This is a genomic window from Prochlorococcus marinus XMU1419 (assembly GCF_017695955.1).
Classification (GTDB): Bacteria; Cyanobacteriota; Cyanobacteriia; order PCC-6307; family Cyanobiaceae; genus Prochlorococcus_A; species Prochlorococcus_A marinus_AD.
Genome location: NZ_JAAORO010000001.1, coordinates 57,258 through 72,936, shown reverse-complemented (window position 1 = coordinate 72,936; position 15,679 = coordinate 57,258). Strand labels below are relative to the sequence as shown.

Annotated in this window: 16 protein-coding genes and 1 tRNA gene; 9 read left to right on the top strand and 8 right to left on the bottom strand. The window is 31.5% G+C overall.

The features are described 5' to 3' along the window. Positions 1-5: 5 nt before the first annotated feature. The 4 genes from HA151_RS00350 to HA151_RS00335 are packed head-to-tail and all read left to right on the top strand — an operon-like array spanning position 6 to position 2,981. Positions 6-347 carry a histidine triad nucleotide-binding protein gene (locus HA151_RS00350; protein ID WP_011862106.1) on the top strand — a complete coding sequence of 114 codons (342 nt, stop codon included), beginning with the start codon at positions 6-8 and terminating at the stop codon, positions 345-347. Between the two features lie 46 nt (positions 348-393). Further along, positions 394-672, top strand: a complete 279-nt coding sequence (locus HA151_RS00345) for a hypothetical protein (protein WP_209105598.1) — start codon at positions 394-396, stop codon at positions 670-672. Between the two features lie 42 nt (positions 673-714). Further along, on the top strand, positions 715-2,697 hold the full coding sequence (locus HA151_RS00340) for an ABC transporter ATP-binding protein/permease (protein ID WP_209105597.1): 1,983 nt from the start codon (positions 715-717) through the stop codon (positions 2,695-2,697). An 8-nt stretch (positions 2,698-2,705) separates the two neighbouring features. Beyond that, entirely contained in the window at positions 2,706-2,981 is a 276-nt protein-coding gene (locus tag HA151_RS00335) for a chlorophyll a/b-binding protein (protein WP_209105596.1), read from the top strand. Here HA151_RS00335 and HA151_RS00330 read toward each other — a convergent pair whose 3' ends face one another. Next, entirely contained in the window at positions 2,982-3,911 is a 930-nt protein-coding gene (locus tag HA151_RS00330; protein ID WP_209105595.1) for a Ycf66 family protein, read from the bottom strand. It abuts the gene before it with no gap. A 78-nt stretch (positions 3,912-3,989) separates the two neighbouring features. Beyond that, a complete protein-coding gene (psbX, locus tag HA151_RS00325) occupies positions 3,990-4,175 on the bottom strand; it encodes a photosystem II reaction center X protein (protein WP_025905805.1) in 186 nt (61 codons plus the stop codon). An 89-nt stretch (positions 4,176-4,264) separates the two neighbouring features. Here psbX and HA151_RS00320 point away from each other — a divergent pair, with 89 nt between their 5' ends. Further along, on the top strand, positions 4,265-4,570 hold the full coding sequence (locus tag HA151_RS00320; RefSeq protein WP_209105594.1) for a YggT family protein: 306 nt from the start codon (positions 4,265-4,267) through the stop codon (positions 4,568-4,570). Between the two features lie 18 nt (positions 4,571-4,588). Here the strand turns inward: HA151_RS00320 and accC are convergent, their stop codons facing one another. Continuing rightward, entirely contained in the window at positions 4,589-5,938 is a 1,350-nt protein-coding gene (gene accC, locus HA151_RS00315) for an acetyl-CoA carboxylase biotin carboxylase subunit (RefSeq protein WP_209105593.1), read from the bottom strand. Between the two features lie 260 nt (positions 5,939-6,198). Between accC and HA151_RS00310 the strand changes: the two genes are divergently transcribed. Next, positions 6,199-6,280, top strand: a tRNA-Leu gene (locus HA151_RS00310). Between the two features lie 4 nt (positions 6,281-6,284). After that, the gene (locus HA151_RS00305; RefSeq protein WP_209105592.1) at positions 6,285-7,571 is read left to right on the top strand and encodes a glycosyl transferase; all 1,287 of its coding nucleotides are present in this window, start codon (positions 6,285-6,287) and stop codon (positions 7,569-7,571) included. Positions 7,572-7,574: 3 nt separating this feature from the next. Here HA151_RS00305 and HA151_RS00300 read toward each other — a convergent pair whose 3' ends face one another. From HA151_RS00300 to HA151_RS00285, 4 genes are all read right to left on the bottom strand, one after another. Beyond that, the gene (locus tag HA151_RS00300) at positions 7,575-8,630 is read right to left on the bottom strand and encodes a PRC-barrel domain-containing protein (protein ID WP_209105591.1); all 1,056 of its coding nucleotides are present in this window, start codon (positions 8,628-8,630) and stop codon (positions 7,575-7,577) included. Between the two features lie 45 nt (positions 8,631-8,675). Continuing rightward, a complete protein-coding gene (gene smc / locus HA151_RS00295; RefSeq protein ID WP_209105590.1) occupies positions 8,676-12,260 on the bottom strand; it encodes a chromosome segregation protein SMC in 3,585 nt (1,194 codons plus the stop codon). A gap of 84 nt (positions 12,261-12,344) precedes the next feature. After that, complete coding sequence (locus HA151_RS00290; protein WP_209105589.1) at positions 12,345-12,707, bottom strand: hypothetical protein; 363 nt, start codon at positions 12,705-12,707, stop codon at positions 12,345-12,347. Between the two features lie 82 nt (positions 12,708-12,789). Continuing rightward, entirely contained in the window at positions 12,790-12,927 is a 138-nt protein-coding gene (locus tag HA151_RS00285) for a hypothetical protein (RefSeq protein WP_209105588.1), read from the bottom strand. Positions 12,928-13,114: 187 nt separating this feature from the next. Here HA151_RS00285 and HA151_RS00280 point away from each other — a divergent pair, with 187 nt between their 5' ends. Both HA151_RS00280 and HA151_RS00275 read left to right on the top strand, forming a co-directional pair. Then, positions 13,115-13,576 carry a DUF883 C-terminal domain-containing protein gene (locus HA151_RS00280; RefSeq protein WP_209105587.1) on the top strand — a complete coding sequence of 154 codons (462 nt, stop codon included), beginning with the start codon at positions 13,115-13,117 and terminating at the stop codon, positions 13,574-13,576. Between the two features lies 1 nt (position 13,577). Continuing rightward, positions 13,578-13,964, top strand: a complete 387-nt coding sequence (locus HA151_RS00275) for a phage holin family protein (protein WP_209106112.1) — start codon at positions 13,578-13,580, stop codon at positions 13,962-13,964. Between the two features lies 1 nt (position 13,965). On the opposite strand, the gene HA151_RS00270 is transcribed toward HA151_RS00275, so the two are convergent. Then, positions 13,966-15,090 carry a THUMP domain-containing class I SAM-dependent RNA methyltransferase gene (locus tag HA151_RS00270; protein WP_209105586.1) on the bottom strand — a complete coding sequence of 375 codons (1,125 nt, stop codon included), beginning with the start codon at positions 15,088-15,090 and terminating at the stop codon, positions 13,966-13,968. Positions 15,091-15,679 lie beyond the last annotated feature (589 nt).

Genomic DNA, 15,679 nt, shown 5'->3' with positions numbered 1-15,679 from the left:
ATTTAATGACTGAAACAACAATATTTCAAAAAATCATTAATGAAGAAATACCCTGCGATAAGCTTTATGAAGATGAGTTTTGTATTGCGTTTAATGATATCCAGGCACAAGCTCCAGTACATTTTTTAGTGATTCCTAAAAAGCCAATAATCAGTTTATTAGAATGTATTGAGCAAGATGCAAATTTATTAGGGCATTTACTTTTTGTTGGTAGCAAAATAGCTAAATCAAAAAATTTAACTAATTGGAGAACAGTAATTAACACTGGAGCAGAATCGGGACAAACAGTTTTTCATTTACATATTCATTTTTTATCTGGAAGAAAAATGAATTGGCCGCCAGGTTAAAACTCTCGAAAGAAATATTAATGGGTTATAAATAAATAAAAACAAAATGAATACTCCAGAATCGTTAAATACAGAATCTAAAAATTTATTCAATTTAATTCAAAAAAATTGGGAAGAACTAGATGATTCACTCAAAACTAAGTTAATAAAAATTTGGAACGTTTTAACTTATAAATGGCAATTACAAATTTTATTTAATTTACCTTTTCTACTATGGTGGGCATTAGATAAATCTTTTCCAAAAGTTCATGAATTTGATGCAACAATCTTGAATTACTTGAACTTACCTGACTGGGCACTTTCATTTATTGGCTTTGGTCAATAGACTACTAAAAGTTATAATTTAATTCATAACACTAGTCTATTAATGAATAAAGCAGTTAATAATAAATCCAAAATACTGTACCAATTACAAAAATTAAGGAAGCTATCTCAGCCGTTTTTTCTTCCCATAGATCAATGTAATGGATTCCAATTCATTTGGCTCTTAATTTCTCTTTTATTTTGTGTTGGTGGAGTAGTACTTGTTGGTCTTACAGGAATAATAAGTTTTTTTGAAAGCTTTCAACCAATTTTTCTTGATAAGTATTTCGGAGGTGTAGTAAATACTGTCAATTCAATTTGGGCTGGGAGTTGGGGATTGCTTTTCTCTGCATTATTTCTAATTGGATCAGGAAGTTTTTTTAGCTTAAGACGTCAATTAAAAAACCGTAGATGGTTACATTGGTTATTCCTCGCGATAATTGTATTAATGCTTTTAGCTGTAAACGGAATAAACGCAGGTATTGGATTCATTGCAAGAGATTTAACAAATGCTTTAGTAGAAAAACAAGAAGATGGATTTTATCGGATATTGGGGATTTACGCTTGTTGTTTCGCTGTGGCTCTACCGATACGGGTTTCCCAAATATTTTTTACATATAAGTTAGGAATAATTTGGAGAGAATGGCTTTCAAAAAGTCTAGTCAAAGATTATATGACTAATAAAGCTTATTACCAGTTAAATCCCAATGATGAAGAACAAACCGATGTAGATAATCCCGATCAAAGAATCACAGATGATACCCGAGCTTTTACCGGGCAAAGTCTCTCTTTCACATTAGGTATTTTTGATGCCCTACTAACATTTTCACTTAATATTCTTATTTTATGGAGTATTAGTACAACACTTACTTTTTCTTTATTTGGTTACGCCGCATTTGCAACTTCTATCCTCTTAATTGCTGGAAAAAATCTTGTAAAGATTGACTTTGATCAACTCAGATATGAAGCAGATTTTCGATATGGCTTAGTACATATTCGAGATAATGCTGAATCAATAGCCTTTTACTCTGGAGAGAATCCTGAGCGAAGTGAAACTGAAAGACGCTTAGGAGAAGTGGTGAGAAACTTTAATTTACTGATTATATGGAGAGTAATAATAGACGTAATGAGAAGATCCATTAATTATGCTGGAAATTTCTTTCCATATTTAATAATGGCAATCCCTTACTTTAAAGGTGATATTGATTATGGACGCTTTATCCAGGCAAGCTTTGCATTTGGCATGGTTGAAGGTTCGTTATTTTTCATTGTTAATCAAATTGAAGAACTCGCAAAATTTACTGCTGGTATTGGCAGATTAGAAGGATTCCAATCAAAAGTTGAATCCATTAGTCAAACCAATCCAACAAGCAATCAAAACGTTATTTCAGATTACCCCTCAATTCTTATTAATAATGCTGACCTTTGCCCACCAGGATCAAATAAAACAATAATTAAAAATTTAAATTTGAGCATCGACAATAATCAATCACTTTTGGTAGTAGGACCATCTGGGTGCGGAAAAACATCTTTACTAAGAATGATTAGTGGTTTATGGGAACCCGATCAGGGAGTAATTAAAAAACCAAAAATTGGAGAATTATTATTCATACCTCAAAAACCATATATGCTACTTGGTTCATTAAGGGAACAATTATGTTATCCCACAGAAGTCAATAAATTTAGTGATGAACATCTTACTTCTGTACTTCATGAAGTAAATTTAAAAACTTTAGTGGATCGGTATCCTAATCTTGATATCAAACAAGATTGGCCACGAATTCTCTCCTTAGGCGAGCAACAAAGATTAGCTTTTGCAAGACTCTTACTAAACTCTCCAAGATTTGCAGTACTTGATGAAGCAACAAGTGCCTTAGATATTGATACCGAAAAAAAACTATATTGTTTACTAAAGGAACGAGAACTTTCTCTTATTAGTGTTGGACATAGACCTAGCTTAAAAGATTTTCATGAAAATATTTTAGAATTAAATGGTCAGGGAGACTGGAAATTATTGACTTCTGATAAGTATAATTTTAATGATTAGTAAAAAAAATGAATTCTAAAGAAGAGCAAACTAACTCAGAAGTAACTAATTTAGAGAATGAGAGTTTTATAGAAGAGCAAAATGATACGAATCAGATCAATGAACAAATTGAAAACAATACATTAGATGAAAAATCTATAGAAATTAAAGATGAATACAAATTTGGATGGAGTAGTTATTCTGAAATAACTAATGGAAGATTTGCAATGATTGGCTTCCTAGCAATAGTACTTATTGAATTATTTAGTAAACAATCGTTTTTAAAATGGGCGGGAATCTTATGATTAATCATCAAATCTAGAACTGTTATCTCTAGGTTTCCTCTTATTAATTCCAACATTATATCTACTATTTTGATTTTTTGTACTTGATCTAGGTGAAGAACTTACTCTGCGGGTCTCGCGTGGTTTTTTGGCTTGATTAGCATCTTTAAATGATGCATCTTCTACTTCAGCTGTTGAAGTTTGCTGCCTAATAGGTGATCTAGTAGGTTTCTTTCTTACTGGAGAAGAACCATCAGGACTAGAGATATTATCTTTTCTAGAAACTGTACGATTCATTCTGGGTCTAGACCCTGTTTTAACTTCATCGCGAGATAAATTTCTTCTCTCACCAAAGTTATTTGTTTCTGGTTGTTTACTATTTCTATCTTCAGAAGTCTGTCTTCTCCTTCTTATAGGTTCGTCATTTTCAAACTGACTTATTTCCCTTGTAGATGGCCTACTTCTACTTGCTGCAGCAGAGGGTATGGCTCTTGAAACATTCCTCCTACGAGATCTCCCCTCCATATAGTCTTCTTCAAATTCATCTTCTTGAGGTTTAAATCTTCTGGATTGTCTCTCAGGTTCTTCAAACCTATCGTAATCGTCATTAAATCGGCCTCTAGAATTTCTGGGACCATCAGAAATAGGATCATCGTCAAAATAAGATGACCTTCTAGCTTGATCAGTAGCAACTCCCCTCAATCGCACACTTTCATATGCGAAAAAAACTGTAGTTCCTGCAAGTAAAAACTGACCAAACTGAAGGATAGGATCTAACCTCCAGCCTTGAAAAAATAATATTCCTCCACACAAAAGTCCAATTGCTGCGAAGAAAACATCATAATCCCTGGCCAAGGCAGGCTTAAAGGACCTCAAAAAATAAAGGCCTCCCCCACATACCGCGAGAACTATACCAACAATACTGGCCCAATTGAGACTAGCATTGACCACATTCTTTCTCCAAAAAATTATTTTTTAAAGGGTTACTTATATCCCCTATATATAGTGTACTTAAAACTTCTACAAAAACTAGCGTCTTCCAGTAGAAGTACGATCGAGGGAATCTTTCTGGCTGACAAAAATCAAAAATGCAGTGGCTGGTATAACGATAAGTAAGGCAGCAGCAATAAAACTACCTATCATTCCGACTGCGGAATTATTTGCAACTTCAGCAGAAAAATCTGCGGCTAATAATAAATTCGAAATTTGAAACACTTTTTAAATATTAAATTCTCAATTTATAATACGAATTAAATACGTTTCAATGGGTTATTTATTAAGATGAGTTAAATAATTGTGATTTCTTGCTTGTAAACTCTCTTCAAATTTTAGATATTAGTTTAGGAATTTCTCTTTCATATCTAACTATAGTTTTTCTAATAAGATTAATACTTAGTTGGTACCCAAAAATTGATTTAAGTAAAGGGATATGGTTATTAGTTTCAATACCATCAAGCTCTATTCTTAATTTAACAAGAAAACTAATTCCTCCTATTGGAGGCGTTGATGTTGGACCCGTAATTTGGATCGGAGTTATAAGCTTTTTAAGAGAAATTTTAGTCGGTCAGCAAGGGCTTATAAAACTTGCATTGCATACACATATTTCATAGGAATCATTTAATTTTTTCTCAGTAATTTGGCAATAATTCTTCTTCTACATATTTAGTATGTATCTTACCCTGCTTAAATTTAGATTTATTCAGTAAGGTTAGATGAAAGTTAATTGTTGTGGGAATACCAGTTATTGCACATTCATTTAAAGCCCTATTCATACGTTTAATTGCAGTATTACGATCCTTTCCCCAAACTATTAATTTACCAATTAATGAGTCATAAAAAGGAGGAATTTCATAGCCTGTATAGACATGACTATCCACCCTTACACCAGGGCCACCAGGAGGAAGCCACCCAGTTATTTTTCCAGGTGAAGGTCGGAAATTGTGTGAAGGATCTTCAGCATTGATTCTACATTCAATAGCATGACCATTTAAATGGATATCATCCTGGTTAAATTCCAAATTTGCTCCACTTGCGATTTTAATTTGCTCAGCTATTAAATCAACCCCTGTAACCATTTCAGTAACAGGATGTTCAACTTGAATCCTAGTATTCATCTCCATAAAATAAAAATTATTATCATCATCAACTAAAAATTCAACTGTCCCGGCTCCTTCGTAGCCGATACTTTTTGCAGCAGCAATAGCTGCATTCCCCATTTTTTTTCTTAGCTCAGTATTAATTGCAGGACTAGGAGACTCTTCTAGCAACTTTTGATGTCTTCTTTGCACTGAACAATCTCGCTCTCCTAAATGAACAACATTACCTGACCTGTCGGCCAAGATTTGAATTTCTACATGTCTTGGCTTCTTTATAAATTTCTCCATATATAAACCATCATTACCAAAAGCTGCTTCTGCTTCGCCTTGAGCTGCTTTAAACATTTTTTCTAGATTATCAGATTTTTCAACCAACCGCATACCTCTTCCCCCTCCTCCAGCAGTGGCTTTAATGATTACCGGATAGCCAATATCATCTGCCAATTTATAAGCCTCATCTACATTTGATAACAAGCCTTTACTACCAGGTACTGTTGGAACTCCAACTGCTTCCATAGTTTCTTTAGCTGTAGATTTATCTCCCATTGATCTAATAGCTTTAGGAGATGGGCCAATAAAAACTATGCCATGATCGTTACACATCTCAGCAAATTTATCATTTTCCGCAAGAAATCCATAACCAGGATGAATAGCATCAACTCCTCTTGATGTTGCAGCAGCAAGTATATTTGGAATATTTAAATAACTCTTATTACTTAATGAATCTCCTACGCAAACCGCCTCATCAGCAAGCTGAACATGTAATGCTTTTTTATCTACAGTGCTAAAAACCGCAACGGTTGCAATACCTAGTTCTCTACAACTTCTGACAATTCGTAAAGCTATTTCTCCACGATTAGCAATTAAAACTTTTTCAACCATTATGAAAATAAAATTGAAGAAATGAAATGACTTAAAATAAAAAATTATTTGCCAAAGTATTCAACAAAATTTTTTAGTGATCAGAGGACATTTTTTACAATACAACCTAAAACGTTATATATGTATAAATATTTGTTTTATGCAATAGAAAAATTATTCATCATATTCAAAAAAACTCTTTTCGTACTACATGCTTAATTCAGCCAATAATGTATGATATTTTTAAGGTTTAAGCATCCCCAGGCTGCTGAAAACCCTTTGCGGACGTGGCGGAATTGGTAGACGCGCACGTCTAAGGAGCGTGTGGCTTAGGCCTTGCGAGTTCAAGTCTCGCCGTCCGCATTTAATGTATTATGGTTTAACTGCAATGAAAAAAGAATCAGTTGCAGTAGTTATAATTTCCAATGGTCCTGGTGAATTAACTACATGGGTAAATCCTGTAGTGGATGAGCTTAACAAAATAAATCAATCATTATTTGAGGACGATAAACTAGACATCATTCTTAGGTTGGTCCTTGTTCCTTGCCCAAACGCCACTGGTAAAGAATTTTTAGTTGCAAATTCATGGAATAAATTCGAATTAATTACAAAACCCAAAAGTTTTTGGAAATTATTAATAAACCCACATTCCTTTGCGAGTTGGCCAAAAAAAGGAATAGTTATTTTCCTTGGCGGAGATCAATTTTGGAGCATTTTACTTGCTAAAAGATTAGGTTATTTAAATATCACATATGCTGAATGGATTTCACGATGGCCTCAATGGACAAACGAAATTGCTGCTATGAATAGAAAAGTAAAAGAGTTAATTCCTAAAAAACATAAAAATAAATGTCAAATTATTGGCGATTTGATGGCAGATATTAAATTTGATAGTGAAGTATCATTAAAAAATAAAGAAAAAAACTATATTGCATTATTGCCGGGTTCTAAAAAAGCAAAGCTCTCTGTTGGAATTCCTTTTTTTTTAGAAATTGCAGATCTTATATCTAAAGAAAGTAAAAATATAAATTTTATAATTCCTATTGCCCCAACCACTAATAAAGATGAATATTTATTTTTTCTAAGCGAGGGAAATCCAATTTCAAGATATTATTCATCAAAAATCAAAACTATTAAAAACATCAAAGACTCCTGTTTTGATTATGTTATTGAAACATCAAAAAATACAAAAATTTATCTAATTAAAAAACATCCTTGCTATGAAATATTAAAAGAATGTGATCTTGCGATTACTACAGTTGGAGCAAATACTGCAGAATTAGCTGCAATTACTCTACCAATGTTAGTTGTTCTACCAACTCAACATTTAAATATGATGAATGCCTGGGATGGTGTTTTTGGAGTAATTGGAAGAATTTCATTTATAAATAAATTAATAACCTTTACAATTAAAAATTTTTATTTTAAAAAAAAGAAGTTTTTTGCTTGGCCTAATATTAAAGCTAAAAGAATGATTGTCCCTGAAAGGATAGGAAATATTTCACCTAGAGAAATTGCCAGAGAAGTATTATTTCTAATTAAAGATAGCGATCAATTAAAAAGTATTACTGATAATTTACACAAAGAAAGGGGTGATAAAGGTGCCGCAAAAAAACTTGCTTCTATGATTATTAATTTAATAAAAAAACTTTGACAATTACCAGGGATCATCAATTTCAAACTTTTCTGATTTTTTATTATCTTTAATTAAATTTTGTTCATCCAGTGGTTCAATATCTAAAGTTTCTATTGAATTTTGAATTGGTCTTTTCGAAGCTAAATTAGTTATTGACCGTTTATTTTGCTTAAAATCAATATTCTTCTTTTCATCTATTTGATTGTAACTATTTTGATTCTCGATCTTATCAGAATAATCATTTTCCATATATAGCTTTTTTCTGTTATCAATTTCCTCTGAAGAATCCTTTATTTCAACATATTCAAGTTCATCTTCATAATCATCTTCATAATCATCTTCATAATCATCTTGTTCAACAGCCTCTGCATATTCCTCAACCAAATTATTTTGCTGTTCTGATTCAGAACCTGAAAGTAACTGATTCTCAACTGGTACGAGATTTGCCGAGTATCTACTTGCTTCCCTTTCATCCCATGAAGAACCCCCTACTCCAAGTTTCTCAAGAAGCCCACTACTTAGTTGGTTCAATTTTTCTTCAGCACCTTCGTAAACAATAATTCTATCTGTACCACTACTTACAATTTCCTCAACAGGAATTTCCCAAGTACTTAAAACTCCCTCACCCAAAAGTGGAACACCAACTGCACCCATGACAAGAGAAATCAAATCTCCGGTCTCGATATCAAACGAAAAACCAAGTACTCTTCCTAAAAGTTGTCCAGATTCAGTAATCACCTGACAGTTAATTACCTTACCGTATCTTTCTGGAGAAAAACTTTCACTCAAAGAATCTAGGGAATCGACTAATATGACATCTCCAACTTGCTTTATACTTTCCAGGGGCATCCATTTTGGTAAACCTGGTAAGAACCTTGTAAGTGGATTATCTCTTAATCCCAAAGCGACTACTTCTCTTCTGTCAATATCAACAACCACTTCGCCAACAACGCCTAAACGCCTACCAGTATCAGTAGTTATAACTTGTGTCCCCATTAATTCTGACCTTAACCATAAACGTTCGCTAGGAACTGAGTTAGGGAGATTCTTATTAGCAGATGTGTTAGACAAGCTCATAAATTTCTTTTTATCATTCTGACGTATAAAATTAAAAAAGTGTGTTTATGCAGCATTTGGTAACCCAATAACTTGAGTATTAGCTCCTTTTGCTTGCGCAACACCAATTGTTCGTTCAGACGCACTAATCATAGGCCTTCTATGACTTACGACTATAAATTGAGCATTTGATGACTGATTAGATATTAATTTTGACAACCTTTCAACATTTATGCCATCTAAAAAACTATCAACCTCATCTAATGCATAAAAAGGTGAAGGTTTATACTTTTGCAAAGCAAATAAAAAACTTAAAGCAGTTAATGATTTTTCACCACCTGACATAGAGGCTAATCTTCTAACATTTTTCCCCTTAGGATGGGCTACTAAAGTTAATCCTCCTTCCAAAGGAGAATTAGGATTTTCAAGTTGGAGGAAGCCATCTCCATCAGATAGATTTGCAAAAATTTCTCTAAAGTGTTTATCAACTTCTACAAATGCTTGCATAAAAGCCTCCTGACGCATAGTCGATACAGTTTCTATTCTCAGTAATAATTCAGATCTTTCATTAGATAAAATTTCTAATTTTTCTCTCAGACCATTTAATCTCTCAATTAATTCTTCTAATTCATCAAGAGCTAACATATTAACCGGTTCTAAGCTTTGTAAGTTTCCATTTATGATCGATATTTCTGATTGCAAAGATTCAAGAGTCTTCCCTTCATGTTCTCCAAACTTAGGGGCAGGGTTAGGAAGATCTTTTTTATAATTTTCTAATTTTATTTTTTCACTTCTCATCTCTTCTTTAAGAGTATGCATATCCCTTTCAAGATATTCAAGCTTCAGTAAATAGTTGTTATATTCTTGTCTTTTATTTGAAATTGAAGTATTTAATTCATCTCTTTTCCTTCTCAACAAACCTAGATCATTCTCAAGAGATTTTTTTTGATTATCGAGAACTAAAAGCTCTTTTGTAAATTTATCTCTTTTCTCTATCCATTGACTATGAGCGATTGCAAGTTCTTTGATAGATTCCTGCAAGTTTTTTTCTTGTAATAATATAATTTCTAATGAATTTTTAATACGCTCTTTATTTAAAGCAAATTGATTTTTCTTTTCTAGTAATGTGTCTTTCTCCTTAATAAGTAATTCAAGTTTCTTATCAAGATTATTAAAATCATTATTGAAATCTATTAATGATGATTTTTTATTTTTTTCACAATAAGCCTTTTGAATGGTTTGCAGTTGATCAAACTTATCGTGGTAAGGCTTCAATTCTTTTTTTAAATGATCTAATTCTTTAACTAATAAATTATTAGCAGTATCAAGTTTATTTAATCTCGATTTACAATCCTCAATTCTTTGCGAGAAAGCCTTAAGAGAATCCTGATTTACTTCAATTTCTTTATTAATTGAGGCACAATCCTCAATTATTTGACTGCGGTAAGAATTTAATTTACTAAGTCTATTATTTTTTATTATCAAATCATTATTTGACTCTTTTAAAGCTTCTTCGATAATTAATAATCTTTCTTTTATAGGACTTGAATCATCAATATCATTATTAATTCCAAACCTATAAGCCAAATCTTTATTTAACTTACTGCCTCCTGTAATAGCACCACTTGCTTCTAATAATTCACCACTTAAGGTTACCAACCTATTTTTTTGTTTGGATAGCCTAGCTGAGGATAAGTCTGAAAAAACCAAAGTATCTCCAAAAACATATCGAAAAACATCTGAGTAGACTTCATCAAAAGTAATTAGATTAATAGCTTTATCAATAAATCCATTCTCCCTATTATTTTCAAATCTTGAAATTGCATAATTCTTATTTTGACTTTTAATTCTATTTAAAGGTAAGAAAGTTAATCTTCCTGCTTTCTTTTTTTTAAGAATTTCAATTGCTTTTGCTGCAATATGATCATTATCAACAACAATTTGTCCAAGCCTATTTCCAGCAGCAATTTCTAATGCATATCTATTTTTCTCACTGACCTCTCCAAGTTGAGCTACATAACCATGTATACCCTCTAACCCTCCCTCTAAAAGAATTCTGAGAGCATACGATCCTCTGGATTCATTTAAAGCCTCCTTTCTACTTTCAGATCTAGATAAATTCTTTTCAAGCCTTAATTGCTCATCGTTTAGCCTTATTTTAGTTTTATTTAATAAATCAATTTCATTTTTCAAAGAATTAATGTCTGAGCTATTACTTGCCAAATTTTTATTCTTTGTATCGGATATCTCTTTTTTTCTTTGATTTCCCTCAAAAAGTTTCTGCTTTTCTAACTCTAAGGCGTCAATCTGAGATAATATCTCATCTTTTTGAATATTATTTTGAATAGTTTCTTCTTCAACTTTCCTTTTTTTTATTTCCAAAGGATTAATTTGATTTTTTATACTTTCAAGCTCAGAATTTAATTTAATGCTTTGTTTTGAGAATTCTCCAGATTCTCCAGCCGCATCAGAAAGTTTTTTTCTGGATAGTTTATGTTTTAAAGTTAAATCATCAATTTGCAAGTTCAATTGATTTAAAAAATTATCATCAAAATTTTCTTGTCTCATCTTTTCTGTCTCAATATTCCTTTTAGAAATTGCAATTTCATCTCTCTGCTTTTGTAAATTAATACCTTCTTCTTTATTCAAACTTGATATCCTATCAAGTTCTCGCAAGCTAGAGTTAATACTTCCAATATCAGAATTCACTTTAATCAATTTATCCTCTCCTTTCTCCTTAAGCTCATCAACCAGTATTTTCAAAGCATCTTCTAAGACTGATATTTCTTTATGAATAGATTCTTTTTGTTTATTAAATAATATTTTATTTTTTTCAATTTCACTTTCTTTTTTTTCTATAGATTCAACATACTTAACTTGTTTATCAAAAATAAGAACTTTCTCTAATTCTATTATTTGAAGTAGTTTTGCCTTTAACTCTTTATATCGCTTTGCTTTTTCACATTCTTTTTCAAGCTTATTCTTATTAGATTGCAATTCATTTTCTAAAATTTCACATCTTTCTTGTCTTTCGAAAACGTCATTTAATTTTGAATTAGTTTGTTCTATTCTTGTATCAAAAAGTGCGACTCCAGCTAATTCATCAATAAGATTTCTCCTCTCCTTATTATTCATTGATACTATTCTTGTGACATCACCCTGCATAACTACATTGCTGCCCTCAGGATCAACACTAATATCTCTTAATATTCTCTGTATTTGTTGCAAGGTACATTGTTTTCCATCAGAAGTATAAGTAGAAGCATAAGAACCACCTGGCATAAGCCTTAATTTTCTAGAAACTACCCATTCTTTTTGAGCTTTATTAAGGGCAATTTCTTCTTCTTCTAGTTCCAAAGGCGGAAGGTCCTCTCTGGGAGACCAATCTTGAATATTAAATTTTACCGATACAGATGTTTCTGATGACTTACCCTCTTTAACTTTTGAGTTATTTATTAGATCTGGTAATCTTTCAGCCCTCATCCCTCTACTATTAGCTAAACCTAAACAGAATAAAATTCCATCTAAAATATTACTTTTCCCAGAACCATTAGGACCTGTAACCACTGTAAAACCCTCTTCAAGAGGAATTTTTACATTTCCCCCAAAAGATTTAAAATTTTCAAACTCGACCTGATTGATATGTACCAATCTAAAGTCTCATATAGCTAAGTAAGCATAACTAATTCGCAAAAATTCTCAATAGAAATATTACGTTTATTTATAAAAAGAATATTAATAATTTTTGCTCAATTTACAAGAATTAGCCGAAATTTCAAATAAACCAGAAAGAAGTTTACCATCCAATATGAAACGATAAAATTCAGGATCCAATTTATTAGAAACGTTTTTAAATATTCCATGATCAATTCTTTTTACAAACCCTCTATTGTCAGAAAGTTCATGGTCTATCCTGGACAGCCAAACAAGTCTATGGTTTGGCTGCTTAGAAATTTCTATAGGAGCTTGATTTAATAAAGGTAGTTTTAAAAATTTCCAAGTTAAACAATCTATTCCATTTTCAACAAGAAAATCAAAATGAATATCAAAAGAGTTATCAGAATAAACTTTATGTTCAAGCAAAACCCATTTATTCATTATTTAATTGATAAATAAATCGAATCTATTTTCAAAACATAGTTGAGATAAAGATATATCTTCTCAAAGATGTTCCCGTTATTTAATTACTTGCGTCAGGAACAAATCTTAAAGCAATGAATAGCAAACTTCCAGCTCCAGCGATAGCAGCAGCTATTAATCCAAAATCTGTAGGGATTGTGCGAGATGCAAAAATTAATGATGCAAATGTAATATTCATGATGAAATTTAAACTCTTTTAATAAATTCAGTAATAGCTTAACAAAACCTTCTTGCAGAACAGCGTAGATAAATAAAATGTAAATAAACTTTTATATGTTTTTATTTTATATAAATCGCACAATTCTTTAGATAAGGGTTCCAAATCAATAAAATAGGGTCTAATCTTAAATAAACAAGTATAAAAAATGGAGACTTACCATCCTCCCAAAGAAGTAGAAGAGAAAGAAGATAACTCTGAACTTCCTGAACAAGAAGTTATCTCTGAAAAATGGTTACTTGAAAAAATTGATAGTTTAATACCTTTAATAAAAGAAAAGTGGCCTACCATTGCACAACAAACCCTTGACGCCACAAAAGGGAGTATTGATGATTTAGTTGAAGTAATTTCTAGCCATAGTGGAACCTCTGCAATTGGAACAAAACGCCAACTATTTGAAATCATTGATTCAATAAGAGAAAACAATTGGGAGATATCAGAAAAAATTGAACCTATCGAAAGTCAATTAGAAGAGTTATTAGAAGAACTTAACAATACTCTTAGACCAAAAATAGAAAGTCCAATAAGAAAAAAACCACTATTATCTATTGCTATTGCAGCTGGTATTGGTTTACTAATAGGTACTCTCCTAAATAGTGGCAGAAAATAATATGGAAAAACCAAAAAGTAAAAACTTTGCAAATACTGCTTCAAGAATTTCAGCGATCGCAAGTTCAGTAATGGATCTGCATGTAAGAATAGCTCTTCAAGAAGTAGATAGAGAAAAAAGAAGATTAATTAGTGGTGGAATATTTTTGGCAATTGGCAGCACATTATTATTATCAGTACTAATTTGCATCCATATTATTTTTTATCTTTTTCTTACGAAATATAATAACTGGAATATTGAATATAATTTATTACTGATAATATTTATCGATTTATTTCTTGCAGGCTTAAGTTTGAAGCTTGGAGGAAAATTAGCTAAAGGACCTTACCTTCCTCAAACATTAGAGGGTTTAGGCAAGACAACAAAGGCTGTTTTAGGCAAAAAATAAATTATCTTATTAAATACTTTATCCATCTACAATCTATTCCACCATTGCTAACAGGAATTTTCAATGAAGATTTCATTTTCAAATATTTTGTTAGTTTTGGATTTCCACTTAGCAACCAAAATTCCCAACCTGAAAAATTATTCTTTAAGAAGACTCCCATTTGCTCATACAAACAGATCAATTCATTTTCATCGCCTAATTTTTTGCCATATGGAGGATTACACAGTATGATCCCTGGTTTACATTTTAATTTTAGTTCTAAAAAATCATTATTTATAAGTTCAATATAATTTTCAAGTCCAGCCAATGATATATTTACTTTCGCCTGTTCAAAAACCTTTTTATTAATTTCACAGCCTATGATTGTTGGTAATTTGTCATAATCTATAATTTTATTTTTTGCCTTACTTTTTTCATTAAGATAAATATCCCTCCTAAAGTCCAACCAATTCTCAAAAAGATATACTTGATCCATATTAATAGGAACTTCAAGAAATTGGTTAACTGCCTCAATTAAAAAAGTTCCTGAGCCGCACATAAAATCAATTAAAGGGACTTTGCCATTCCATTGAGTCATATTTATCAATCCAGAAGCTAAATTTTCTTTTAATGGGGCATTTCCAACTGCGGGTCTATATCCTCTTTTGTGTAAGCTTTCCACAGTGCTTTGAAGACTGATAATTGCTTTATGATTATTTAAATGAAGGTGAATGATAAAATCAGGATTTTCTAAGGAAATATTGGATCTTTTATTCCAAACTGCCTTTTGTAAATCAGTTATGGAATTTTTAACTTCAAGAGCAGTGAAATGTGTATGACTTAAAGAAGATGTTCTCCCTGTTACTTGAACATTAAACGTTTTTTTATAATGCAACCAACTTAACCAATCAAATGAATCTCTAACCCCTTCGTATAAAGATTGCTTGTCATAGCAATTAAAACTGGTAATTTCTCTATAAAAACGAAACGCTAATCTGCAATAAAAATGAACTCTATAGAAAGTTTCAAAATCACATTCAAAATTAACAAATCTTTTATGAGTATTAATATTAAAGCCGCCTAAATTTGAAATTTCTTTAGCTAAATATTTCTCTAGTCCCTCTGGAGCTGATGCCACTACATTCATATAAGATAAAAACTTAAAAAAACTATTCAATACTCATTTTGCCTGTCAGAATATAAATGTCCAATTGGACTAGGTGATCTCAACCGATGTTTCGGACAGCGGTTCGATTCCGCTCAACTCCACTATTTGGGGTTGTAATGGTTTCGACGGGGCATAAGGAAGGTGACTGAAGCCTGCTCGGTTAGAGCAAAAACACAAATGCTAACAAAATCGTTAGTTTCTCCCGTCAAACAGCACCAGTTGCTGCTTGATCCTAAAGGAGATGGGGTTATATCAGCCTTATCAACCAAATGATACAAGGAGTCTGGAAGGACTCCACTTTTTTAAATAACTAAGAAGTTGTAGTAGATAATTTATTAGTTTGTAAATATTGCTGCAATTACTTGTATTAAAAAGAATTTTTTTAATTTTTTAAGTATAAATACTGCGAAGATAAGTTTTAAATTATTTTATCTTATAAAAAAAATTCAATCTTGCAAAATGGAATCTAAAAAAAATTTAAATTACTTGATAATAAATCTCAAACCAAAAGTTATTAGATTCACTGGTGAAAAATTTCCTAATGAACTATGGAATAATAGTTTTCAAA